Raw genomic sequence first — 21,979 nt, forward strand, 5'->3', positions numbered from 1 at the left:
CACCATGCCGATCAGTGCTCGGAGAGCCAGACGCCGGAGAACGTCGGGCGCCCCACCGACTCGAACGCGACGCCGTGCACATATGTCGCCGTGCCGTACACCTGCGGCTCCTCGAACAGCGGGATGACGTAGGCCTGCTCGGCGATGTAATCCTGCACGGCCTGCGACGCGGCGACGCGCTTGTCGGCGTCGGGCTCGGAGGCCACCGCGAGGAGCAGCTCGTCGAGCTTCGCATCCTTCGAGATGAGCACGTCGCGGTTCTTCGTGAAGTACTGGCTCTTGATCACGTCGAGATCCGCCCGGCCGACCATCGAGTGGTAGAAGCCGGTCTTCAGCGGGTCACGGGTGTCTTCGGCGTAGCTGCCGGCGTCGCCGGGCTTGACGGAGAGCTCGACACCCACCTTCGCCAGCTGCTGCGCGACGAGTTCGAGGGTCTGCTTCGACAGGGGCTGGGGCTTCGCCTCGTAGACCGTGATCGCGAGACGCTCGCCGTCCTTCTCGCGGATGCCGTCGGCACCGGGCTTCCATCCGGCCTCGTCGAGCAGCTTCTCGGCCTTCTTCGGGTCGTACTCGTAGTGCTCCGACTCGTCCTTGTAGCCGAGGGCCTGAGAGGACAGCACCGAGGTCGCCACCGGGTAGTTCTCGGTGAAGAGCGTGTCCACGACCTCCTGCGCATCCACGGCGGAGATGATCGCCTGCCGGACGCGGATGTCGGAGAGCAGCGGGTTCTCGGGGCGGAGGGCGATCGAGTTGTTCACGCCGCGGGTCTGCGGGGCGTAGAGCGTGAAGCCGGCCCCCTCGACGCGGTCCTCGTCGAACGCCTGCACGTAGCGGACGTAGTCGGCCTGGCCTGCGAGCAGCGAGCCGATGCGCACCGAGTCCTCCGGCGTGATCAGCACGTGCACGGCATCCAGGTAGGGGCGACCGTCGTTGTCGACGCTGTCGGGGCCCCAGTCGTAGTCGTCGCGGGCGGTGAGCGTGTACTCGGTGCCGAGCTTCTCTCCCGTGACGGTGAACGGCCCCGAGCCGATGATCTCGGCCGCGTTGCCCGCACCGAAGTCCTCGATCGTGCCGTCAAGGGTCGCAGGCGACAGGAGGCCCGAGTTGATCGTCGAGGTCGCCTGCAGGAACCCGGGCGACGGCGCCGAGAAATGGAACGTGACGGTGTCCTCGTCGACCACCACACTGCTGGCGTAGTTGTTGATCGCCTCGGAGACAGTGAGTCCCCGCTCGGCATCGCCCAGCCCGTAGGTGTCGAAGTTCTTCTTCACGGCCGCGGCGTCGAGCACCGTGCCGTCCGAGAACGTGACGTCGGGGTTCAGGTTGAACGTGTACTCGGTGGCGTCGTCGTTCACGGTCCAGTCGGAGGCGATCCAGGGCTCGATCTCGAGCGTTTCCGGATTCTGCCAGGTGAGACGGGCCGCGATGTTGTTCACGATGCCGCCGTTCGGGTAGAAGCCGGCCTGCGGCGGGTAGAGGTTCGTGTACGCCTGGTGCTCGAGGTAGGTGAGCGTTCCTCCCGTGACGGGGTCGCCGCCTTCGGCAGGCGAGTTCGCCGGTGCGGGCGTCGACGCGCAGGCGGCGAGGCTGCCCGCGAGGACGAGCGGCAGCGCGATGGCCGCGGCGCGGATGAGACGACGGTTCATGGGTGGGCCTCCAGGATTCGGGTGCGGTGCTTCGGGTGCTGTGCGGTGCTTCGGGTGCTGTGGTGTGCTTCTGGTGCTGTGGTGAGGTGACTTCACCGTAGGAATCGCGGTTCCTCCGGCGCGAGGTGGCCGACTCCGGATGTCGCGTGGCGACACGCGTGGTCACGCGTCGACATACGAGGAAATGCGCAGACGGTCGCGGAGGGTCGCTCGGGTGCTCTCCTGCGCGTCTCGCAGCAGGCCGCGACGACGCAGCTCGGGAGCCGCCTGTCGCGTGAAAGCCTCGAACTGCGCGGGCTGGAACGCCGACAGCACGTTGAACCCGTCCGCGGCGCCCTCCTCACGCCAGGTCTCGAAATGGTCGGCGATCGTCGCCGCGTCTCCCACGACGAACGCCGCCGGCACCGCATGCGCGGCGACCAGGTGCCGCCATGTGAGCGGATCGCCGTTCCCGATGCCCGATCCCGAGACGTTCGATGCGGAGACGCGCAGCCCGGCGATGATGCCGAGGCGCTCGATCAGCGCGGCGCCGCGCTCTCCCAGCCGCAGGGCCTCCGCAGAGGTCACGGGCGCGTCGAAGGTCGAGGTGCGCAGCGGGTCGTCGAGCGGGACGTCGAATGCATCGGCGAGCGCGGCGACGGTGCGATTCGACGGGAACGCCGTTCTGGCCGCCTGGTGCCCCTCGGCCAGCGGCACCAGGGCGAGCAGCCGCTCCACGATGCGTCGCGCGTCGGCATCCGTGTCCGCGACGACGGGAAGCACCGGGGCGATCACCTTCAGCGCATCCGGCGATCGTCCGGATTCCGCCGCGATGTCACGCAGCAGTCGACGGGTCGCGATCGCATCGGCCAGCGTGGGCGCGGCCGTCAGCGCGAGATCGGCTTCGGTGGCCGCGAGCGCCCTGGAGCGCGGCGACGTCCCCGCGTGCACGATCGGGATCTGTCCCTGCGGCGGGCGGGCGACGTTGAGCGGTCCCGTGACGCGCACCTGCGTTCCCCGCAGGTCGGCGGCGCGGAGTGCCTCCGGGTCGATCAGCACCCCGCGGTCGGCGTCGGCGATCCAGGCGTCCTCGCCCCACGAGTCCCACAGTCGGCGCAGTGCCTCGACGAACTCCTCCGCCCGGTCGTAGCGGGACTCGTTGTCGGCGTGCGCCTCGCGGCCGTGGTTGCCCGCTGCACGCGGCTCGGCGCCGGTGACGAGGTTGATCCCGGCACGGCCTCGGGTGAGCACGTCGAGGGACGCCAGCGAGCGTGCCGTCGTGTACGGGTCGGCGTACGTGGTGTTGACCGTGGCGATCAGGCCGATCCGCGAGGTCACCCCCGCGAGGAAGAGCACGGCGCTCACGGGATCGATGCGGGCCAGCAGGTACGGGTCGCGGAACTCCAGATCCGGGCCGGTGGCGAGCCAGTCCCCGAAGAAGAGGTAGTCGAGGCCGGCGTCCTCCCCCTCCCGCGCGATGTGCCGCAGGATGTCGGCGTCGGACGCGGGATCACGATGCGCGCCGGGCTGCCGCCAGCCCGAGGGGTACGCGCCCAGGGTGCGCACCATGGCGCCGATGATGAGGGGTTCGGTCATGGCGTCACGGTAGGAGCCGTCGAGCCTCCGCTGCCAGGGCGCCGATGCCGGGCGTCACGGGATGTAACAGTCCGTCACAGCCGGCACACCCCCTACGCTGAGACCATGACAGGTCTTCGGTGGGGAATCCTCGCGACCGGCGGTATCGCCGGCGCATTCGCGTCCGATCTGAGAACCGCGGGGCTCGACCTCGTGGCCGTCGGGTCCCGCTCGCAGGAGTCGGCGGACGCGTTCGCCGCCCGCTTCGACATCCCCCGCGCGCACCCCTCGTACGAGGCGCTGGTGTCCGATCCCGACGTCGACATCATCTACGTGTCGACGCCGCACCCCATGCATCACGAGAACGCCCGGCTCGCGCTCGAGAACGGCAAGCACGTGCTCGCCGAGAAGGCGTTCACGCTGAACCGCGCGGAGGCGGAGGATCTGCAGGCGCTTGCGGCCGAACGCGGCCTGCTCGTCATGGAGGCGATGTGGACCCGTTACCTGCCGCACATGGTCCGCATCCGCGAGCTCATCGCCGACGGCGTCCTCGGCGAGATCCGCGCGGTGAGCGCCGACCACACGCAGCTGCTGCCCTCCGACCCCACCCACCGCCTCAATGCCCTCGAGCTCGGCGGCGGCGCGCTCCTCGACCTCGGGATCTACCCGATCTCCTTCATCTGGGACATCCTCGGTGCACCGACCACGCTCCACGCCGTCGGCCGGCTCGTGGAGACCGGAGCCGACTCCGAGGTCGCGACCGTCATGACGCACGAGGGCGGAGCGATCTCGACCAGTCTGTCGTCGTCGCGCGCCGCCGGACCCAACGTCGCGAGCATCATCGGCACGGCCGCCCGCATCGACATCGATACGGTCTGGTACAGCCCGACCACGTTCCGGGTCGTCCTCGCCGACGGCACCGTTCACGAGACCTACACGTCCGAGGTCGAGGGCCGCGGGATGCAGTACCAGGCACTCGCCGCCGAGCGGCTCGTCCGCGACGGCATCCTCGAGGGCGACATCCTGCCCATCGCCGAGAGCGTCGCCATCATGGGCACTCTCGACGAGATCAGAGCGCAGATCGGCGTCCGCTATCCCCGTGAGGAGGTCTGATCATGGCCGAGACCACCGATGCCCGCGTGGCCGTCTACCTCGACTTCGACAACATCGTCATCTCCTGGTACGACCGCGTGCACGGACGCAACGCCTACGGCAAGGACCGTCAGCGGATCAGCGAGAACCCGAACGATCCTGAGGTCACCGACCGGCTGAGTCGCGCGATGATCGAGGTCGGCGCCATCATCGACTACGCGGCCTCGTTCGGCACCCTGGTGCTCACGAGGGCCTACGCCGACTGGTCGTCTCCCGTGAACGCCGAGTACCGTTCGCAGCTCGTGGCGCGCGCCGTCGACCTCGTGCAGCTGTTCCCGGCAGCTGCCTACGCCAAGAACGGCGCCGACATCCGCCTCGCCGTCGATGCGGTCGAGGACATGTTCCGGTTGCCCGACCTCACGCACGTCGTGATCGTGGCGGGCGACAGCGACTACGTGCCGCTGGCTCAGCGGTGCAAGCGTCTCGGACGCTACGTGATCGGCGTCGGAGTGTCGGGCTCCACAGCCAAGTCGCTGGCCGCCGCGTGCGACGAGTTCGAATCCTACGACTCGCTTCCCGGTGTGGTCCGCCCCGTGAAGGCGGCGCCCGCCGTCGCCGCGAAGGCCGAGGCCGTCGCGGAGCCCGCGCCCGAGGCTGTGCCCGATGTCGCGGACGCGGTCAAGGCGAAGACCCCGCGCCGGGCGAAGTCGAAGGCGGCCGCACCCAAGGTCGAGGAGCCCAAGCTCGACGAGCAGGGCGAGGCGACCCAACTGCTCGAACGCGCGCTGCGTCTCGGCCACGACAAGGCCGACGCCGACGAGTGGCTGCACAGCTCAGCGGTCAAGACGCACATGCGCCGCATGGATCCGTCTTTCAGCGAGAAGGCCCTCGGCTACCGCTCGTTCTCCGATTTCCTGAAGTCGCGCGACGACATCGCCGAACTGGAGGAGACCGGGCACGAGCGACTCGTCCGTCTGCGCGAGCCCGCCGCCTGATCGACGCGCTGCCTGATCAGCACGCGCGAACCTGCCCCCTGATCCGGTCGGTGGCGACGAAGGCTCGGTGATCCGAACCTCCGCCGCCGCCACCGCCGCCGCCACCGGCTGCGATCAGAGCGTCGCTTCGAACGGGTCGAAGTCAGAGGCGATCGAACCGACCTGATCGAGCGTGCTCTCGACCTCGACGAAGCTGCGCGATTCGGCGGCCTCCTCGATCGACAGCAGCGTGTCGAGCACGTGGTAGCCGAACTCCCCCGTCGCCACGTGCGGGCGACCGGCGGCGATCGAGCGTGCCATGTCGAGCAGCCCCACGCCGCGGCCGGAGAGCACACCCTCCTGCTCGACGTCGATGATGTCCTGCTGGACGGGCTCCGGTGGGATGAACAGACGCGTGAGCGGTCGGGTGATCGAGATCGCGCCGCCGAAGGTGTTCGGGTCGGGGATCACGATCGTGCCCTCGGTGCCGGTGATCTCGACGATCCCCTGCCGGATGACGGGCGAGTCGGTGCTGTAGACGCTCTGCGCCTGGCCTCCCTGCTCGAAGTCCATCAGCACGCTCAGGGTCGACGGGATCTCGACCGGGAACTCCTGACCGGCCAACTCGCCGACCTGCACACGCCGCGTCGGCGTCCCCTGCAGCCCGAGGGCCGCGACCGAGGCGACCGGGCCGAAGACGTGCACGAGAGCCGATACATAGTAGGGGCCCATGTCGAGCAGCGGGCCCGCGCCCTTGGCGTACAGGAATGCGGGGTTCGGGTGGAAGATCTCCGGTCCCGACCACTGGAACGTGGTCTGCGCGAACAGCGGACGGCCGATGTCGCCGCGCGCGATCGCCCGCTTCGCCGTCTGCACACCCGGTCCGAGCACGGTATCGGGGGCGACTCCTATGCGGAGACCGGCCGCATCCGCCTTCTCCAGCAGTCGGCGGGACTCCTCACGGCTCACGCCGATCGGCTTCTCGGTCCAGACATGCTTGCCCGCCGCGATGATCGCCTCGGACACCTCGACGTGCACGGCAGGGATCGTGAGGTTCACGACGATGTCGATCTCCGGATCGGCGAGCACCGCGTCGACGCCTCCGGAGCGCGGGACGCCGTATTTCTCGGCTTGCGCCTGCGCGCGGTCATCGAGCAGGTCGCCGATCGCGAGGACGCGCACATCCGGGAACGTTGTGAGGTTCGACAGGTACTGATCGCTGATGTTCCCGGCGCCGATAATGCCGACGCCGACGGGGCCGTCCTCGAACGAACGGGTGTCGCCCACCATCAGCCGGCGACCTTCTCGTCGAGGTACACCCGGCTGCGCTCGATGGCGTCGAACAGGTCGCCCTCGTAGTGGTCGAACTCCACGATCGCGAGCTCGAGGGCCGGAGCCGCGGCGATGGCCTCGACGAGCGGAACGGATCCTTCGCCCGCGGCCACCTGGTCGGCGGGCGGGTAGGCGCCGGCGAGCGCGGGGTCGAGCGTGCCGTCCTTGGCGTGCACGGCCACGACGCGGCTGCCCAGACGCTCGAGCAGCGCGACGGGGTCGACGCCGCCGCGGGCGACCCAGTACAGGTCGACCTCGAGCACGACGCGCTCGTCGAGGAGGCCCGCGAGGACCTCCAATCCGGTGACGCCGTCGAACTCGGCCTCCAGCTCGTGTGCGTGGTTGTGGTATCCGACGCGCACGCCCACGGTCGCACCGATCTCCGCCGCCTCGTTCAGCAGTCGCGCGGTCTGCTCGATCTGCTCGACCGACTCCCAGCGCGCGGGCTCGGTGTAGGGATCGATGACCGTGTCCATGCCGAGCACCTTCGCTGCGGCGAAGACCTCAGCGGGTGACGGCACCGGCACCGTGGTGCCGCTGCCGTCGGGGTTCACGAACGACTCCGACGCCAGGAAGGCGTGGCCGGACGGGGCGACCAACCCGGCGGTGGACAGTGCGGCAGCGAGGGGCTCGGCGCGGCGGACGAAGTCATAGGGCTCCACGGCGGTGAATCCGCGGGCGGCGACCGCCGCCAGGGAGGATTCGAGGTCGGCCTCCAGCTCGTCCTTGATCGTGAACAGCTGCAGGGAAGTCCGAATCGTCATCGGTCGTGCTCCTTCGGTCATCGGTGACGTGGCGGGACCGCTGTCCCGTGCAGGCACGCTATCACCAAATACCTCCATGCGGAAGTTTTGATTGACTAGACTCGCCACATGCCCCCCGACACGTCCGATCACGCCGATCCTCCCCGCCCACGCGGCGCGTACGCCAAGGGGATCGCTCGACGACAGGAGATCCTCGATCGCGCGATCGAGGTCTTCGCCGAGCGCGGCGCGGACCGCACGAGCCTGCGGGCGATCGCTCGCGAGGTCGGGGTCACCCATGCGGCGCTCACGCACTACTTCGGCTCGCTGGAAGAGCTCCTCGTCGCCGTCTACGAGGAGAGCACGGTCCCGTCCCGTCAGTCCAGCTCTCCCCCGGAGGATGCGACACCGGTGGAGATGATGATCGAATCCGCGCGGACCAACCGCGCGATCCCCGGCCTCGTCCAGCTCTACTCGACCCTCGTCGCCACCGCTCTCGAAGAGGGACACCCGGCGGCCCGCACGTTCGCCACCGGTCGCTTCAGCCGCCTCCGCGCCCGACTCGCCGACGTCGTCCGTCGCCAGCAGGAGGACGGCCGGATCCGCGACGATATCGACGCGGATGCGGTCGCCGCCCTCGTCGTCGCGGCATCCGACGGCTTGCAGACGCAGTGGCTGCTCGACGAGACCGCACCGCAGCACGAAGCGCTCGCGCTCCTCGACCGACTGCTGCGACCCGCATCCTGAGCAGGACGTGGCGCGGATCGGGACCCCGACGACCGGGCTAGGCTCGAAACGTGACGCCCGTGCCGCAGTCTCCCTACGCCCGGGCGCTCGGCGAGCGCATCGATGAGCTGCATCCCCGGCTTCGCACGTACTTCGAGGCGATCCCCGACGGCGCCGTCGGCATCGGCGAAGGGGTGTTCGGGCGCGTCGGCACCCCGCGGCGATGGCTGTGGCCGTTGCTCCGGCTGCTCGAGCGCCGCGGGGTGGTCGCCGCAGGATGGGAGCGCGATGTGCCGTTCCGCGTGGAGAATCGGACCATCGCGTCGAGGGCCATCGGAGAGCGCACCTTCCAGTTTCGTCACGGCGCGTGGACCATGCGCGACGCGGCCGCACTCACGCGACACGGTCGCGTGGTCGACGAGCTCGGAGAGCCCGCCCTCCTCGCCGCCTGCTTCGATGTGGACGTCCACCACGGGGCCCTGCACCTCACCAGTCGCGCGGTCGGCCTGCGTCTCGGACGCCTTCGGGTGCGCCTCCCCCGTGCGGTCACCCCCGTGATCCGCCTCACCGAACGCTTCGACGACGCCCTCGACCGTCAGCGCATGTCGCTGACCGTCGACGCGCCGCTGCTGGGCCGCGTGTACGAGTATCGAGGCGACTTCACTTATCGCATCCACCATTCCGAGACGGAGCAGATGGCATGAGCGCAGGACGGGTCGTGGTCGGCGGGTCCACGGGTTTCATGGGCAGATTCCTGCTGCCGCGGTTCCGCGCCGAGGGCCGTGAAGTCGTCACGATCTCCCGTTCGGGCGCCGACATCCGCTGGGGCGACCAGGTCGAGATCGACCGCGCCGTCGATGGCGCGGCCCTCGTGGTCGGCCTGGCCGGCAAGAGCGTGAACTGTCGTTACACACCGGAGAATCGCGCGGAGATCTTCCGCTCACGCCTCGACACGACGACATCCTTGCGCACCGCGATCGCCCGCGCCTCGACGCCGCCGGCGCTCTGGGTGAACTCCTCGACCGCGACCATCTACCGTCATGCGGAAGACCGTGCCATGACCGAGTCGACCGGCGAGATCGGCACCGGGTTCTCGGTCGAGGTCGCCAAGGCCTGGGAGAAGGCCCTGTTCGCCGACGACCTCCCCTCCACGCGACGCGTCGCGCTGCGCAGCGCCATCGTCCTCGGCCACGGCGGTGTCCTCGGTCCGGTGAAAGACCTCGCCCGGCTCGGGCTCGGCGGACCCCAGTACGACGGACGATGGCCGGTCAGCGCTGCGCGTCGGGCCGCAGGCACCGGCCACTTCCCCGGCGCCCGTCGCGGCCGCCAGCGCTTCAGCTGGGTGCACATCGAAGACGTGGCCCGCATCATCGAGTTCCTCGAGCAGACGCCTTCCCTCGAAGGGCCCGTTAACGCCGCATCTCCGCACCCGGTCGACAACGTCGAATTCATGGCGACGGTGCGTCGGGTGCTGGGCGCGCGCATCGGTGTGCCGATGCCGCGGTGGATGCTGGAACTCGGAGCGATCGGCATGCGCACCGAGACCGAGCTGATCTTGAAGAGTCGGTGGGTGTTGCCGGAGAAGCTCACCGCGGCCGGATTCGAGCTCCGATACCCGACCCTCGAAGAGGCGATCCGCGAGTCGTTCGACCGCGAACCCGCTGCTTAGCCGGCGTTCGCCGCCCCGGCGGGCCCCTCGCCGTCGGTGCCGCGCTTCTTCTCGATCTCCTGGCGCAATCGCCACTCCTCGATCTCACGGTCGAGGTCGGCGATCTGCTGCTCCGTCGTGCGGGTGTCCCTGGGTGGCGCCGGACGCACATCGGTCGGCGTCGCGGGTCGCTCGGCTCTCCGCATCCGCGGCATCTGGATGCCGGACTCGCCGTAGTCACGCCCGAGCCCGAACCACAGCAGGCCACCGATCAACGGCAGCAGGATCACGATGATGATCCACGCCAGCTTCGGCAGGAACTTCACCAGCGAGCTGTCCCGCGTGATGATGTCGATCAGTGCACCGATCATCAGCGCGATGACGAGGAGCGAGAACAGGAACGACATGAGTTCAGGGTAGACGACGCCGCGCCGTGCCGCTCGGGCTACGGCAGCAGATGCCCGCCTGCGCGGAACAGTTCGTACCACTCGGGCCGCGTGAGCGTGATGTCGGCTCCGGCCGCCGCGTCCTGCACCCGCCGGGGTGTGGTGGTACCGAGCACGACCTGCATACCGGCGGGGTGGCGAGTGATCCACGCGGTCGCGATGGCGATCGGCGCGACGTCGTACGCCGCTGCGAGGCGATCGATCACGGCGTTCAGTTCCGCGTATTCGGGGTTGCCGAGGAACACCCCGTGGGAGAACCCATCCTGGAACGGCGACCAGGCCTGGATCGTGATGTCGTTGATGCGGCAGTACTCCACGATGCCACCGCCGTCGCGCACCACGCTCTGCTCCTGCCCGGCCATGTTGGCCGCGACCGGCTGTGCGATGATCGGCGCGTGCGTGATCGACAGCTGCAGCTGATTCGCGACCAGCGGCTGCCGGACCGCCGTGCGGAGGAGGTCGATCTGGCGAGGCGTGTGGTTCGAGACGCCGAACGCCCTGACCTTGCCCGAGCGCTCCAGGTCGTCGAACGCGCGCGCCACCTCGTCGGGCTCGACGAGCGCGTCGGGGCGGTGGAGCAGGAGCACGTCGAGGCGGTCCGTGCGCAGCGCCGCGAGCGAACCCTCCACCTGCGCCAGGATGTGCGCGTACGAGAAGTCGAACATCCCCTGCGAGGGCACGATGCCGCACTTCGTCTGCAGCACGATCTCGTCACGCTCGGACGGGGTGAGCTGCAACGCGTCGGCGAACCGCGCCTCGCAATGGTGCATGCTGCCGCCGTAGATGTCGGCGTGGTCGAAGAAGTCGATGCCCGCCGTCCGCGCGGTGCCGTACAGCGTGCGGATGTGAGCGTCGTCCTTGTCGTCGATGCGCATCATGCCGGCGATCACGGCGGGGGCGGTGGCTGATCCGAACGGCACTGTCTTCATGCGCATCACGCTACCGCCCCGCACCGACGTCGTCAGGAATCTTCGGTCGCGGCGCCGGGAATCAGCGCCGTGACCGGAACGCCGAGGACTCCGGCGATGCGCGCGAGGTCGACCACCGTGAAGTCCTCCATGCCGTCGAGCAGATTCCCCAGGGCATCGGGGTCGATGCCCGAGCGCGCGGAGAGCTCGGAGAAGGACACTCCGGCGTGGAACCGGGCCCCGTCGACTTCGGATGCCAGCAAATGACGCAATTCTGTCCCCATACGCCTACACTACCGCCACGAACGAACCCGCATGGCGGTCGAATGGACCAGAATGGCAGCATCTTGGCGTCGTCTCGCTGCTATGGTGAGCCGGGTGAAGACACCTGCCGAGGATTTCAACGACGCTGTCGGGCGCCAGATGCGTGCCGAGATCGCCGCGTCGCGCAGCAGCATCGCCGCCATGGCGCGCACCATCGGGATCGCGCGCAGCGCACTGGACAACTACGTGACGGGCAAGCGTGCGATCCCGGTCCCCGTCGTCTACGCGGTGTGCGCCGATCTCGGTGTCGAACCCCACGTGCTGCTGGCACGCGCGGAAGAACGTCTCCGCGCCGACGGAGAGGCCGTCGCGCGCATCACGCCGATCCGACGCGCCCCCGATGTCGCCGGCCCGCGAGAAGATACCCGAGAGGTCGCCTTCGAATCCGGTGTCCGCCACGACGCCGACACCGACGACCTCTACGAATAGGCCGGGCACCGCTCCCGGCGCGAGATCGGCACGGGAGGAGTGACCATGCACCACCTTCTCCGGCTCGCCGATGAACAGCGGGTTCGCGTCGTCGAGCGGACCGGTCGAACGCGCGGGGGCTACGACCCCGCGACTCGCACGATCCGCCTCAGTCCCGGCATGAGCGTCCGCACCACTCGTAGCGTGCTCGCGCACGAGCTCGGACACGCCGCTCTCGGCCACGTTCCCGCCCCGACCCCCGCCATCCGCGCCCAGCAGGAGCGCCAGGCGGATGAATGGGCGGCGTCGCAGCTCATCACGCCGCGCACCTACGCGGAAGCAGAAGCGGTTCGAGGTCCGCATCTCGCGAGCTTGGCCTTCGAGCTGGAGGTCACGATCGAGCTCGTCACGGCCTACCAGCGGCTGCTGCGTCAGACGATCCTCGTCGCTGGTTGAATATCGTCATGCCCTTCCTCGTCACGCCCTCCCCTGTCACCCTGACCGGCGAACTCGTCGAACTCCGTCCCCTCGAACGCGCCCACGTCGATGGACTGATCGAGGCCGTGGAGGAGGGCGACCTGTGGAAGACGGCCTGGTACACCTCGGTACCCGCACCCGATGGTGTCGCCGCGGAGGTCGAGCGCCGGCTCGGGCTCGTCGAGAAGGGCGAGATGGTCCCTTACACGACGTTCGACGCCACTGGTCGCATCCTGGGACTCACGTCGTACTACGACATCGTCGCCGACGTTCCCCGGCTGCACATCGGCTTCACGTGGAACCGACCGTCGGCACACGGCACGGGCACGAATGCCGAGTCCAAGCTGCTGCTGCTCCGGCACGCGTTCGAGACGCTGGGAGTCTTCCGCGTGGGCCTGACCACGCAATGGGTGAACTTCCAGTCGCGCACGGCGATCGAGCGGCTCGGCGCCAAGCAGGACGGCGTCATGCGGACCATGAGCCGCTACCGCAACGGCGCGCTGCGCGACAGCGTGGAGTATTCCATCATCGAGCCGGAGTGGCCCGCTGTCAGGGCGAACCTCGAAGCGAGGCTCGCCAGACGACGGTGAACCGTCGACCGTCGGCGGTCAGCCGCCACGCCTGACGACCCGCGGACCGCGGGGAGTCACTCGGTGGCGTTGCCCGACCAGTTGTTCGACCGGCGGGTGGCCGAGCCGCCCTGGCGGAAGATGAAGGCCATGGCCAGGGTCACCAGCAGGAGCCCACCGCAGAAGGCGAGAGCCTGGAACGCCGGCAGCCCGAACGAGATGCCCATCAGCAGGATCCCTCCGATGAAGAGGATCATGAAGAAGAGGAAGCTGAGGATCACGGGATCTCCTGTCGTCGGTGCCGTCTACCAGGATAGCCCGGACTCGGAAACCCCCTGTGCATGTTCTTCCTCGTCTGGTCTGCTCGGAGCATGAAGACACCACTGACCGCCGTCGCCATCTCCTGCACACTCAAGCCGTCGCCCGCGCCCTCCAGCTCCGATCTCCTCGCGACGCAGCTGCTCGACGGCCTCGCCGACCACGGCGTCACCGGTGACGTGGTCCGCGCCGTCGACCTCTCCCTCAGCCCCGGTGTCGAGAAGGACATGGGTGGCGACGACGAATGGCCCCAGATCCGTCGGCGAGTGCTGGACGCCGACATCCTCGTCCTCGTCACCCCCACGTGGATGGGGCAGCATTCGAGCGTCGCACAGCGCGTGCTCGAACGTCTCGATGCGGAGCTCGGCGAGACGGACACCCGCGGCCGCCCCACCCTGTTCGACAAGGTGGCCATCGCGGGCGTCGTCGGGAATGAAGACGGCGCGCACCACATCGCGGCGATCCTCTTCCAGTCGCTGAACGACGTGGGATACACGGTCGCCGCACAGGGCTCGGTCTATTGGAACGGCGAGGCGATGCACACCGTCGACTACAAGGATCTCGAGGAGACACCCGAGAAGGTCGCGTCGGCCATCGGGACGGCGACGAGGAACGCCGCACACCTGGCCCGACTGCTCAAGGCGCAGGAGTATCCCGCGGAGTGATCTCGGTCACTCCGCGAGGTCGAGTGCCCATTCGTTCACGGTCAGCTCGGCGCCGCGGAACTCCTCCGTGAAGCTCCCCGCCAGGGTGAATCCGTTGCGTCGACACACCCCGTTCGATGCCGGGTTCTCGACCCCGGGAAACGCCGTCAGGAAGCGTCGGTCGTGGCGATGCGCACGGGCGTCGTCGATGAGGAGAGCAAGGGCGGCGGACGCCACACCGTGCCCCTGCGCCTCAGGCCGAACGAACCATCCCGTCTCGAGCGCAGGCTCTTCCCGCCAGACGACGTGCCAATGGCCGATCGATCCGAGAGAGCGTCCCTCACCGTCTTCGATGACGAACATCCGCGCCTCACCGGAGGCGACCAGACGCAGGTAGCGGGCGTGCCGTTCCACGATCTCGTCTTCGGTCTCCGGGCCGTTGAGATGCGCGGTCATCTCCGGGGTGTTGGCCGCGCGCAGCAGCTCGAGGTCGTTCTCGGACCAGATCCGGAGGCGGAGATTCTCCATGCTCGGATCCTGGCACGGGTCACGGACATGCGCTCAGTGCGCCGGTGCGCGCGACGACGGCTCCGACGGCGCGCGGAACGTGATGACCTCGCCCCGGCGGGCCTTCTCGACGGTGAGTCCTGCCAGCTCGAGTCGTCGATACACCCGTCGCGGCAGGGCGGGGAGTTCGGCGGAGAAGCCTCGCGGCGGTGTGGCGAGCCCGGCGAACAACGACAGATCGGCACCGGAGCCGCGCACCTCGATGCGCGCGTAATCGCTGCGGCACCGCCAGCGCAGGAACTCGAGGTTCCGGAACGGGATCGTGTGGAGTTCATCGTCCACCTGCACACGTAGCTCGTCGTTCCCGAAGGCGACCGTGCACTGCGCAGTGCGTCGGCGCAGGATCGCGGTGAACACGAGGTACACCGGAAGTCCGACCACGATTCCCATGAGGACGATCGCGATCCGAGGCCCCATCCGCATCACGATGTCGTCGAGTGCGATCAGGAGTGCGACACCGAACAGTCCGGCGACCACGACGATCGCCACGATCGCCTGGGTGAGCGCACGCATCCGGAGCTCGATGGCGGGGAATCGCACGATCGACCCGTCGCCACTCTCCTCCCGTTCCCAGTCCGGTGTCACCGGCGGCGGCTTCTTCTTCGTGTCACGGCGCGCGAAGAAGTCGGTGACACGGCCGATGAGTGCGAGCCAGATCCACCCGGTGGCCGGTATCGCTGCAAGCTGCAGGACCACGGCGATCCCGCGCACCGCCTCGGGGAACGGATCGAGCAGGTCTCCCCCGAACTCCACCACGAACGCGACGAGCGCACCGAGGACGACGGCGACGCCGAGATGCAGGACCGCCCCGTTGCGCGCCGGCATGATTCCCTGCGTCGCATTCACGAACGCGAAGCCGAAGCACCAGCCGCCGACCAGCATGAGCAGGAACGGTAAGAAGCTCAGGTCATCGCCCAGCAGCGTGAATGCGATGGCCGCGAGAAGCAGCACGGCGCCCACGACGAGGGGATTGCGCACGAGCGTGCGTGTCACCTTCACACGCACGCGCGCTTCGGCGGCGGTCTCCTCGGGCATCGAGATGATGCTACGACGCAGGGAGGGCGGCGACGCGCGTCCGCCAGTAGTCGATCTCGGATTTCGTGGCATGGTGACTGAGCGGATCGACCTGCCGGTCGGCCGCGCCGAGCCAGCTCTCCGCTGCGGCACGGTCCCCGTCGATGCAGGCGAGCGCTCCGAGCAGAACACCCGATTGCGCGGGCCTCCTGCGCAAGGACACGGAGTAGTCCGTGTCGCGGAACCTCGGATCCCCGCGGTCGACGACCGGCGGCAGACCCACCCCGTGCAGCAGCAGCTCGAAGAGCGCGGTGCGGTCGCCGCAGCGCTGGAGGAACGGGATGATCTCCGTGCGCACGCGCTCGGCGAGCAGGTCGAGCACGTCGTCGTCAGCGAACCATCCGGTGTCGGACACGAGCAGGTCGAGCTCGAAGGGCTTCACCCGCTTCGGGTCCCGCTGCGTCGCCGGGCCGCCTTCGGGATGCAGCCCTTCGAACAGCACCCCGTACTGCACGCTCATGTACAGGTCGCTGGAGTAGAAATCGACGACCTCCACGCGTGCATCCACCCACCGGCGCCAGGTGCGGCCCGATTTACGGAAGCCCAGCTCGCGCATAGTGCCGTTCACGTGCTCTTCCAGCATGCGGTCGACCTCTCCGCGCAGGAGCTTCGGGATGGGACTCGCCTTCGCCCGCACGGCGGCGGCCTTCTCCTTCTTGAGCTCGGCGTCGCGCTTCCCCGCGCGCGCAACGGCCTCCGGCCCCAGTGCGGCACCGATCCGCTTCAGAAGGTCGCGGCGGGAGATGTCGTCGAGAAGGGCCTCCAGTTCGGCCAGGTCGCCGTCGGCGGAGCGCTGCGCGAGCGTGTCGACGGCAGTGCTGGCCACACGGAGCGCCAGAGACTCCGTGGAAGGAGGGCGGGTCTCGGCGCCCTGCCGCACCAGGGCACCCAGCACCGCTGCGGGCACCTCGGTCACGTCCATCGAGCGTGCGGCGATGACGGCGGCCCGCACCAGGTCTTCGTTAGAGGGCGCGTAGAGATGACCGTCTTCGGCGACTTCCGTCTCCCGTGCCGCACGAACCCATTCCCCGACGAGAGCGCGAGCAGCGTCGGGACGCAGCACCTCCTGCAGCTGTCGCTGCCAGGTCTGGGACGGGGTCTTGTGACCGAGCACCGCGAGGTGGCGGATCAGGGGCTCGACATCGTCGACCGGGTGCGCGCGGGCCAGCTGCCGGGCTCGCTCCGCCCACTCGTCACCGTCGTGGACGGCCGTCAGGTCGAGGACTCCGGGTGGGAGGAAAGAGGCCAGCAGCCGGTTGGCCGTCTTGAGGTCTTTGTCGACGTTCCAACGGGTCGGGATCCGCCCGTGCATCAGGCCGGCAAGGTGGATCGCGCAGGCGTCGAGTGCCTCGTACAAGGCGGTATCGACGTAACCGTCAGCCATCGCCTTCTCCGCGCCCCGCAGAGCCGGTCCGCAGATGTAATTCATGCAATCGACCTTCAATGCGGCCTGCAGCGCGAACACGGCCGTGTCGGAGTCCCAGGGCAGGGTCTTCCGCGGCAGGAAGCGCACGATGTCGTCTTCAGCGGACCGGAATCGCCAGCCGTTCACACGTCTGGGGCTCACGTCCATGACGAGCAGCAGCGCCACGAGCTGACCACGTGGTGACAGCGTCGCGACGTCGACCCGCTCGGGCCAGTCGTTCATGCCGACACCGATGCGGTCGAGGGTCGCCTCCATCTCGTGGAGGAGCATCTCGCGCGTCAGGGGCATGGCTCTGCAAGGCGGCTTCTGTGCGTGCGCATTCCCGAATTCTATGGGTGGCCCATGACAGACGCCGATCACCTCAGGAGCCGCAGTTGCCGATGCGGTCGTCTCGAGGCGGGTGTAGGTTGCGGAGATGGAGCCGATCCGAGTGGGTCTCGTGGCTGACCCGGCTTCGCCCACGGCCGTCGCGCGTCGGATGACCGACCTCACACCCCCGGTCTCGTCTGAGGCCGGGGGCTGGATCGTCGAACTCGTGAGCGAGCCGTTCACCGTCGGTTCTGAAGACGTGGACACCGCCCTCGAACGCCTTCGCGCGCACGCCGAGCAGAACCGGTGGGACCTCGTCGTCGGCGTCACCGAGCTTCCTCTTCGTGATGACGACGGCCGTTACCTGCTGGCGGCGATCGATCCGCGACGCCAGTCCGCGGTGCTGTCACTGCCCGCTCTGGGCGGCTACCGCGTGCAGGCCCGCGCCCGCCACGCGGTGCGAGGACTCGTCAGCGGCATGGCGGAACCCGCCTCGCCCCGGGAACAGCGTCTGCCGCTTCCCCGCATCAGCGCCCGGGGACGCGTACTTCTGGGCATGGTGTTGGCGAACCGTCCGTGGCTGCTCGCCGCTGGGCTCAAGTCCGCCCTGGTGGCGGCCCTGGCTACCGGGGCGGTGGCGACCATCGAGCCCACGGTGTGGTCGCTCGCCATCTCGCTGTCCGGCTGGCGACTGACTGCGGCGACGCTGGCCTCCATCACGATCATCATCGCCTGGATCGTGATCGACGGCAGGCTCTGGGACCGCCCCGACAACGACTCGCCACAGGCGCGAGAGAGATCCCGTCTCTACAACACTTCGACGCTGCTGACTCTGACCATCGGCATCATCATCTGCTATCTGGCGTTGTACGTCGTGAACCTGGCCTGGGCGCTGTTCGTCCTCGACACGACGGTGATGAGCGATGCCCTCGGCCGTGCCGTCGGCGTCGAGGATCTGTTCGTGCTCACCTGGTTCGTCGCGTCGGCCGCGACACTCGGCGGAGCTTTGGGGACGGGGTTGGAATCCGACGATGCGATCCGCGCCGCCACGTACTCGAAGCGCGAGGAGGAGCGACGAGCCCGCTTGGCCCACGAGAAGAGCCGCGGAATCGAGTGATTCCGCGGCTCTTCCACCCGGTAGACCTTCGCTGGTGCACGAAGTTCAGAGAGTCTCCAAGACTTCTCAGAAGTCCCAGTCGTCGTCTTCGGTGGCCTCGGCCTTGCCGATGACGTACGACGAGCCCGACCCCGAGAAGAAGTCGTGGTTCTCGTCGGCGTTCGGCGAGAGTGCCGACAGGATCGCCGGGTTCACGTTCGTGACGCTGGAGGGGAACATCGCCTCGTAGCCCAGGTTCATGAGGGCCTTGTTGGCGTTGTAGTGCAGGAACTTCTTCACGTCTTCGGTCAGACCGACACCGTCGTAGAGGTCCTGCGTGTACTGCACCTCGTTGTCGTAGAGCTCGTACATGAGCGAGAACGTGTAGTCCTTGAGCTCATCGCGGCGCTCCTGGGTCTCGTTCTCGAGGCCCTTCTGGAACTTGTAGCCGATGTAGTACCCGTGCACGGCCTCGTCGCGGATGATGAGGCGGATCAGGTCGGCCGTGTTCGTCAGCTTCGCCTTCGAGGACCAATAGATCGGCAGGTAGAAGCCCGAGTAGAAGAGGAACGACTCCAGAAGGGTGGAGGCCACCTTGCGCTTGAGCGGGTCGTCGCCCTGGTAGTAGTCCATGATGATCTGAGCCTTCTTCTGAAGGTTCGGGTTCTCGGTGGACCAGCGGAACGCCTCGTCGATCTCCTTCGTCGACGCGAGGGTCGAGAAGATCGAGGAGTAGCTCTTCGCGTGCACCGACTCCATGAACGCGATGTTCGTGTATACGGCCTCTTCGTGAGGGGTGATCGCGTCGGGGATCAGCGACACCGCGCCCACGGTGCCCTGGATCGTGTCGAGCAACGTGAGACCGGTGAACACCCGCATGGTGAGCAGCTGCTCGTCGGGGGTGAGCGTGTTCCACGACTGCACGTCGTTCGACAGCGGCACCTTCTCGGGCAGCCAGAAGTTGTTCACCAGACGGTTCCAGACCTCGAGGTCCTTGTCGTCCTGGATGCGGTTCCAGTTGATCGCCTGCACGCTGGAGACCAGCTTGAGTCTTTCAGGAGTCATTTCTTCGTCGTTTCTCGGGTTTCAGCCGCGTTCTCGGGTCGACAGGTTGTCAGGTCAGAGCATGCACGAGACGCACTCGGCCATGTCGGTGCCCTCGAGCGCCAGCTGACGCAGACGGATGTAGTAGATCGTCTTGATGCCCTTGCGCCATGCGTAGATCTGCGCCTTGTTGATGTCACGCGTGGTGGCGGTGTCCTTGAAGAACAGGGTCAGAGACAGACCCTGGTCGACGTGCTGCGTGGCGGCCGCATAGGTGTCGATGACCTTCTCGTAGCCGATCTCGTACGCGTCCTGGTAGTACTCCAGGTTGTCGTTCGTCATGAACGCCGCCGGGTAGTAGACGCGACCGAGCTTGCCTTCCTTGCGGATCTCGATCTTCGACGCGATCGGGTGGATCGACGACGTGGAGTTGTTGATGTACGAGATCGAGCCGGTCGGCGGGACGGCCTGCAGGTTCTGGTTGTAGATGCCGTGCTTCTGGATCGACGCCTTCAGCTCGGCCCAGTCGTCCTGGGTCGGGATGTGCTTGCCGGCGAAGAGCTCCTTGACCTTCTCGGTCGCGGGAACCCACGCCTGGTCGATGTACTTGTCGAAGAACTCCCCCGACGCATACTTCGAGTCCTCGAACCCGTCGAACGTCGTGCCCCGCTCGATCGCGAGGTTGTTGGACGCCCGCAGGGCGTGGAACAGCACCGTGTAGAAGTAGATGTTCGTGAAGTCGATGCCCTCTTCGGAGCCGTAGTACACATGCTCGCGGGCAAGGTATCCGTGCAGGTTCATCTGGCCGAGGCCGATCGCGTGCGAGCGGTCGTTGCCGTCCTCGATCGACCGCACCGAGCCGATGTGGCTCTGGTCGCTCACCGCGGTGAGGGCGCGGATCGCCGTCTCGACGGTCTGCCCCAGGTCATCGGCATCCATCGACAGCGCGATGTTCATCGAGCCGAGGTTGCAGGAGATGTCCTTGCCGATGTTGTCGTACGACAGGTCGTCGTTGTACGTGGTCGGCGTGTTCACCTGCAGGATCTCGCTGCAGAGGTTGGACATGTTGATCCGACCCTTGATCGGGTTGGCCTTGTTCACCGTGTCTTCGAACATGACGTACGGGTAGCCGGACTCGAACTGGATCTCGGCGACGGTCTGGAAGAACTCGCGCGCGTTGATCTTGGTCTTCTTGATGCGCGGGTCGTCGACCATCTCGCGGTACTTCTCGGTGACCGAGATGTCGCCGAACGGAACGCCGTAGACCTTCTCGACGTCGTACGGCGAGAACAGGTACATGTCCTCGTCGTTCTTGGCGAGTTCGAAAGTGATGTCCGGAACCACGACGCCCAGCGACAGCGTCTTGATGCGGATCTTCTCATCGGCGTTCTCGCGCTTGGTGTCGAGGAAGCGCATGATGTCGGGGTGGTGGGCGTTGAGGTACACCGCACCGGCGCCCTGACGCGCACCGAGCTGGTTGGCGTAGCTGAAGCTGTCTTCGAGGAGCTTCATCACGGGGATGATGCCGGAGGACTGGTTCTCGATCTGCTTGATCGGCGCACCCGACTCGCGGATGTTCGACAGCAGCAGGGCGACGCCGCCGCCGCGCTTGGAGAGCTGCAGGGCCGAGTTGATGCCGCGGGCGATCGACTCCATGTTGTCTTCGATGCGCAGCAGGAAGCAGCTGACGAGTTCGCCGCGCTGCGCCTTGCCGGCGTTGAGGAATGTCGGGGTGGCCGGCTGGAAGCGACCGGAGATGATCTCCTCGACGAGCGCGACCGCGAGCTTCTCATCGCCGTCGGCGAGGCCGAGGGCGGTCATCACGACGCGGTCCTCGAAGCGCTCGAGGTAGCGCTTGCCGTCGAACGTCTTCAGCGTGTAGCTCGTGTAGTACTTGAACGCGCCGAGGAACGTCTCGAAACGGAACTTCTTGCCGTAGGCGAGGTCGTTGAGCTTCTGGATGAACTCCATCGAGTACTTCTCGATGACGGCGCCTTCGTAGTACTCCTTCTCCACGAGGTAGTCCAGACGCTCCTTGAGCGAGTGGAAGAACACCGTGTTCTGGTTCACGTGCTGCAGGAAGTACTCCCGCGCGGCGCGCTTGTCGGCGTCGAACTGGATCTTCCCGTTCGCGTCGTACAGGTTGAGCATCGCGTTGAGGGCGTGATAGTCGAGACCCTCGTAAGAGGGGTTCGCCTTGAATGCCACTGTCTCGGTCACTGAAGCTGCCACCGTCGTTCCAATCCGTCGCTCACGCGATCCACATCGTCTTGTGTGCCGAAGATCTCGAGCCGATACAAGTGAGGCACGTTGCACTTGCGGCTGATGATGTCACCGGCGAGGCAGAAGGCGTCGCCGAAGTTGGTGTTGCCCGCGGAGATCACGCCGCGGATGTGGCGCCGGTTGCGCTCGTCGTTGAGAAACCGGATCACCTGTTTCGGAACGGCGCCCTTCTCGACACCGCGCCCCGCTCCCCCGCCGTAGGTGGGGGTGACCAGCACGAAGGGCTCGTCGATGACGAGGTCTTCTTCATGCCGGTGGAGGGGGATGCGTCGGGACGGGAGCCCGAGCTTCTCGATGAACCGCGCGGTGTTACCCGAGACGCTCGAGAAGTAGATCAGGAGCGGCGCTGCGGTCGCGACGGCGCTCATGCG

24 protein-coding genes are annotated in these 21,979 nt (G+C 67.6%); 10 read left to right on the forward strand and 14 right to left on the reverse strand.

The features are described 5' to 3' along the window. Positions 1-11 precede the first annotated feature (11 nt). Entirely contained in the window at positions 12-1,646 is a 1,635-nt protein-coding gene (locus MicroSTF_RS06520) for a TIGR04028 family ABC transporter substrate-binding protein (protein WP_322954343.1), read from the reverse strand. 162 nt (positions 1,647-1,808) lie between these two features. Further along, positions 1,809-3,221 (reverse strand): NtaA/DmoA family FMN-dependent monooxygenase, encoded by a 1,413-nt coding sequence (locus MicroSTF_RS06525; RefSeq protein ID WP_322954345.1) that lies wholly within the window; start codon positions 3,219-3,221, stop codon positions 1,809-1,811. Positions 3,222-3,326: 105 nt separating this feature from the next. Between MicroSTF_RS06525 and MicroSTF_RS06530 the strand changes: the two genes are divergently transcribed. Both MicroSTF_RS06530 and MicroSTF_RS06535 read left to right on the forward strand, forming a co-directional pair. Continuing rightward, complete coding sequence (locus tag MicroSTF_RS06530; protein WP_292766616.1) at positions 3,327-4,313, forward strand: Gfo/Idh/MocA family protein; 987 nt, start codon at positions 3,327-3,329, stop codon at positions 4,311-4,313. A gap of 2 nt (positions 4,314-4,315) precedes the next feature. Beyond that, positions 4,316-5,287: an NYN domain-containing protein gene (locus MicroSTF_RS06535; protein WP_136024188.1), complete on the forward strand. Its 972-nt coding sequence runs from the start codon at positions 4,316-4,318 to the stop codon at positions 5,285-5,287. A 114-nt stretch (positions 5,288-5,401) separates the two neighbouring features. Here the strand turns inward: MicroSTF_RS06535 and MicroSTF_RS06540 are convergent, their stop codons facing one another. Continuing rightward, complete coding sequence (locus MicroSTF_RS06540; RefSeq protein WP_322954347.1) at positions 5,402-6,556, reverse strand: Gfo/Idh/MocA family oxidoreductase; 1,155 nt, start codon at positions 6,554-6,556, stop codon at positions 5,402-5,404. Further along, positions 6,556-7,362, reverse strand: a complete 807-nt coding sequence (locus MicroSTF_RS06545) for a sugar phosphate isomerase/epimerase family protein (RefSeq protein ID WP_029259584.1) — start codon at positions 7,360-7,362, stop codon at positions 6,556-6,558. Before MicroSTF_RS06545 ends, MicroSTF_RS06540 begins: the two co-directional genes overlap by 1 nt. Positions 7,363-7,470: 108 nt before the next feature. Between MicroSTF_RS06545 and MicroSTF_RS06550 the strand changes: the two genes are divergently transcribed. The 3 genes from MicroSTF_RS06550 to MicroSTF_RS06560 are packed head-to-tail and all read left to right on the forward strand — an operon-like array spanning position 7,471 to position 9,736. Next, positions 7,471-8,088, forward strand: a complete 618-nt coding sequence (locus MicroSTF_RS06550) for a helix-turn-helix domain-containing protein (protein ID WP_322954350.1) — start codon at positions 7,471-7,473, stop codon at positions 8,086-8,088. 50 nt (positions 8,089-8,138) lie between these two features. Further along, positions 8,139-8,771, forward strand: a complete 633-nt coding sequence (locus MicroSTF_RS06555; protein ID WP_029259582.1) for a DUF4166 domain-containing protein — start codon at positions 8,139-8,141, stop codon at positions 8,769-8,771. Next, entirely contained in the window at positions 8,768-9,736 is a 969-nt protein-coding gene (locus MicroSTF_RS06560; protein WP_322954353.1) for an epimerase, read from the forward strand. Before MicroSTF_RS06555 ends, MicroSTF_RS06560 begins: the two co-directional genes overlap by 4 nt. Here MicroSTF_RS06560 and MicroSTF_RS06565 read toward each other — a convergent pair. From MicroSTF_RS06565 to MicroSTF_RS06575, 3 genes are read right to left on the reverse strand one after another with little or no spacing between them, the layout of a single operon-like run. Continuing rightward, on the reverse strand, positions 9,733-10,122 hold the full coding sequence (locus MicroSTF_RS06565; RefSeq protein ID WP_021199942.1) for a PLDc N-terminal domain-containing protein: 390 nt from the start codon (positions 10,120-10,122) through the stop codon (positions 9,733-9,735). The genes MicroSTF_RS06560 and MicroSTF_RS06565 overlap by 4 nt on opposite strands. Positions 10,123-10,160: 38 nt before the next feature. Then, positions 10,161-11,090, reverse strand: coding sequence for an aldo/keto reductase (locus tag MicroSTF_RS06570; protein ID WP_416338466.1), 930 nt, complete (start codon positions 11,088-11,090; stop codon positions 10,161-10,163). A gap of 32 nt (positions 11,091-11,122) precedes the next feature. Continuing rightward, positions 11,123-11,353 (reverse strand): helix-turn-helix domain-containing protein, encoded by a 231-nt coding sequence (locus tag MicroSTF_RS06575; RefSeq protein WP_235045227.1) that lies wholly within the window; start codon positions 11,351-11,353, stop codon positions 11,123-11,125. 94 nt (positions 11,354-11,447) lie between these two features. Between MicroSTF_RS06575 and MicroSTF_RS06580 the strand changes: the two genes are divergently transcribed. From MicroSTF_RS06580 to MicroSTF_RS06590, 3 genes are read left to right on the forward strand one after another with little or no spacing between them, the layout of a single operon-like run. After that, positions 11,448-11,822 (forward strand): helix-turn-helix domain-containing protein, encoded by a 375-nt coding sequence (locus tag MicroSTF_RS06580; RefSeq protein WP_231479904.1) that lies wholly within the window; start codon positions 11,448-11,450, stop codon positions 11,820-11,822. Positions 11,823-11,846: 24 nt separating this feature from the next. Continuing rightward, positions 11,847-12,257, forward strand: coding sequence for a zinc metallopeptidase (locus MicroSTF_RS06585; RefSeq protein ID WP_322956356.1), 411 nt, complete (start codon positions 11,847-11,849; stop codon positions 12,255-12,257). Between the two features lie 8 nt (positions 12,258-12,265). Then, a complete protein-coding gene (locus tag MicroSTF_RS06590) occupies positions 12,266-12,868 on the forward strand; it encodes a GNAT family protein (RefSeq protein WP_322954360.1) in 603 nt (200 codons plus the stop codon). 56 nt (positions 12,869-12,924) lie between these two features. Here the strand turns inward: MicroSTF_RS06590 and MicroSTF_RS06595 are convergent, their stop codons facing one another. Continuing rightward, positions 12,925-13,128, reverse strand: coding sequence for a hypothetical protein (locus MicroSTF_RS06595; protein ID WP_136024181.1), 204 nt, complete (start codon positions 13,126-13,128; stop codon positions 12,925-12,927). A gap of 90 nt (positions 13,129-13,218) precedes the next feature. Between MicroSTF_RS06595 and MicroSTF_RS06600 the strand changes: the two genes are divergently transcribed. Next, positions 13,219-13,830 carry a flavodoxin family protein gene (locus MicroSTF_RS06600; RefSeq protein ID WP_136024180.1) on the forward strand — a complete coding sequence of 204 codons (612 nt, stop codon included), beginning with the start codon at positions 13,219-13,221 and terminating at the stop codon, positions 13,828-13,830. A gap of 6 nt (positions 13,831-13,836) precedes the next feature. On the opposite strand, the gene MicroSTF_RS06605 is transcribed toward MicroSTF_RS06600, so the two are convergent. From MicroSTF_RS06605 to MicroSTF_RS06615, 3 genes are read right to left on the reverse strand one after another with little or no spacing between them, the layout of a single operon-like run. After that, complete coding sequence (locus MicroSTF_RS06605; RefSeq protein WP_136024179.1) at positions 13,837-14,337, reverse strand: GNAT family N-acetyltransferase; 501 nt, start codon at positions 14,335-14,337, stop codon at positions 13,837-13,839. A 33-nt stretch (positions 14,338-14,370) separates the two neighbouring features. Then, a complete protein-coding gene (locus MicroSTF_RS06610) occupies positions 14,371-15,411 on the reverse strand; it encodes a hypothetical protein (RefSeq protein ID WP_322954364.1) in 1,041 nt (346 codons plus the stop codon). 10 nt (positions 15,412-15,421) lie between these two features. Then, the gene (locus MicroSTF_RS06615) at positions 15,422-17,164 is read right to left on the reverse strand and encodes a DUF4304 domain-containing protein (RefSeq protein WP_322954365.1); all 1,743 of its coding nucleotides are present in this window, start codon (positions 17,162-17,164) and stop codon (positions 15,422-15,424) included. 127 nt (positions 17,165-17,291) lie between these two features. Here MicroSTF_RS06615 and MicroSTF_RS06620 point away from each other — a divergent pair, with 127 nt between their 5' ends. Beyond that, entirely contained in the window at positions 17,292-18,302 is a 1,011-nt protein-coding gene (locus tag MicroSTF_RS06620) for a hypothetical protein (protein WP_029267126.1), read from the forward strand. 66 nt (positions 18,303-18,368) lie between these two features. Here the strand turns inward: MicroSTF_RS06620 and nrdF are convergent, their stop codons facing one another. Genes nrdF through nrdI form a run of 3 tightly spaced genes read right to left on the reverse strand, consistent with a single transcriptional unit; the run spans position 18,369 to position 21,976 of the window. Further along, complete coding sequence (gene nrdF, locus MicroSTF_RS06625) at positions 18,369-19,346, reverse strand: class 1b ribonucleoside-diphosphate reductase subunit beta (protein ID WP_017828866.1); 978 nt, start codon at positions 19,344-19,346, stop codon at positions 18,369-18,371. Between the two features lie 54 nt (positions 19,347-19,400). Then, entirely contained in the window at positions 19,401-21,545 is a 2,145-nt protein-coding gene (nrdE, locus tag MicroSTF_RS06630; protein ID WP_021199955.1) for a class 1b ribonucleoside-diphosphate reductase subunit alpha, read from the reverse strand. Further along, on the reverse strand, positions 21,542-21,976 hold the full coding sequence (gene nrdI / locus MicroSTF_RS06635) for a class Ib ribonucleoside-diphosphate reductase assembly flavoprotein NrdI (protein ID WP_021199956.1): 435 nt from the start codon (positions 21,974-21,976) through the stop codon (positions 21,542-21,544). The genes nrdE and nrdI overlap by 4 nt, the downstream gene beginning before the upstream one ends. Positions 21,977-21,979 lie beyond the last annotated feature (3 nt).

This window comes from Microbacterium sp. STF-2, assembly GCF_034650155.1.
In the GTDB taxonomy this organism is placed as follows: Bacteria; Actinomycetota; Actinomycetes; order Actinomycetales; family Microbacteriaceae; genus Microbacterium; species Microbacterium maritypicum_A.